The sequence below is a fragment of the Clostridium tyrobutyricum genome (assembly GCF_019144085.1).
GTDB classification, from domain to species: Bacteria; Bacillota; Clostridia; order Clostridiales; family Clostridiaceae; genus Clostridium_B; species Clostridium_B tyrobutyricum_A.
Genome location: NZ_JAHHUY010000072.1, coordinates 1 through 1509, shown reverse-complemented (window position 1 = coordinate 1509; position 1509 = coordinate 1). Strand labels below are relative to the sequence as shown.

General features: G+C 32.3%; 1 protein-coding gene. It reads left to right on the top strand.

Annotated features, from left to right (window positions below; translation table 11 throughout):
• Positions 1–89: 89 nt before the first annotated feature.
• Complete coding sequence (locus KM800_RS15020; protein ID WP_217813810.1) at positions 90–1472, top strand: transposase; 1383 nt, start codon at positions 90–92, stop codon at positions 1470–1472.
• Positions 1473–1509: the final 37 nt, after the last annotated feature.

Genomic DNA, 1509 nt, shown 5'->3' with positions numbered 1-1509 from the left:
GTAATATAAAAAATCAGAATATACTATGGTAAAATATTAAGTTTAAAAGTAAAATTATAAATATATTAATAATCCGGAGGATGTTTATAATGTTACAGCTCAGTAAGAATAATAAAAATAAAGTTCTAGAAAATATAAAATGCGGCAGCATTGATGCTGCTGATGTCAGCTTTCCAAATCTTATAGATACCATAATATTAAAGATGAAAAAAATAGAACTTATAGATAAATTATCAGACAGTTTTACAGATAAAAGAAATGGAAATAAGCAGCTGCCCTTAGATATATTAATTACGCTGGCAATTACGGCTAAAATGAAACTAAAGACAAGTCTGACTGATGTTATATTTGCAGTAACAGACAGCGAACTCCTGTCTGAATTAGGATGGAATATATGGGATACCGACAGAGATATGAGTAAAGGTTTGTTTACAGAAGGGGTTATTAGAAATCTTGTTAGTAAATATGAAAGTGAAGAGCTTATAGATTCATATAACCATTATGTCCAGAATAATGTTATGCCAGGTATTGATATATGTCCATCAATACATATTCTTGACTGTACTAAATTAAAAGTTAATTTAGATAATACAAATTATGAGAACTCAGAAGTTATATCTGTAGATGGAGAACCCCTGCGGGGATATAAACTGGGAACACTAAGGGGACTTATGGATGATTCGGGAATAATTGAAGAGATAGTCTATGGTTCTGTAAAAACTCATGATTTGGAGCTTTGTAAAGATATGATTCTTAAAAGTAAATGTTTAAAAAATGGAGATATACTTATAAATGACAGAGGATTTATTTCAAGAGATATCATAAACCATCTCAAATTGAAACGAGGTGTTGATACATATATACCGTCAAAAAAGAACATGACGATTTATAGTGAAGCTGTAAGTATAGCTCAATCTCAAGGTAAGTGGGTGAAACATCCAAACAAAAAGAGAAAGACTCAGGAGATACAGCTCATCAAAAATCTTGGAGCAATGTGGGAAAGCGAGAACCCTGTGGGTGACGTAGATTTATGTGCCTGCGTAGTACATGATAAAAAAGATGATAAATACTATGTGTTTTTGACAACTGACACGAGTAAAACCGCAGGACAGATAATAAACACATATGAATTAAGACCGGAGATAGAAGAGGACTTCAGACAGATAAAGGATTTCTGGAAACTCGAAGATTTTAAAAGCACGAAATATAATTTCATAACTTTCCATATTACTATGACATTAATAGGATATATGTACTTTCAACTGTTCAAAAACATGGAGGAAGGAAACAAATATTCAGGCAAGTCACTGCCTGTAGTCATCAAAAATTATAAATCAGATAAGCAGAAATCCGTTATTGTATACTCCGGTCAATATTTTGGAGTGTTCCCATTTATTGAATTTATTCAGTTGTATGCTGCTTGTCCGGCAGAAGTCAGGAAACTTCTTGATCCAACCCTGGTTTTAGTATAGCAGGATTGGATCTCTATATTCAAATTACGAATTGAAG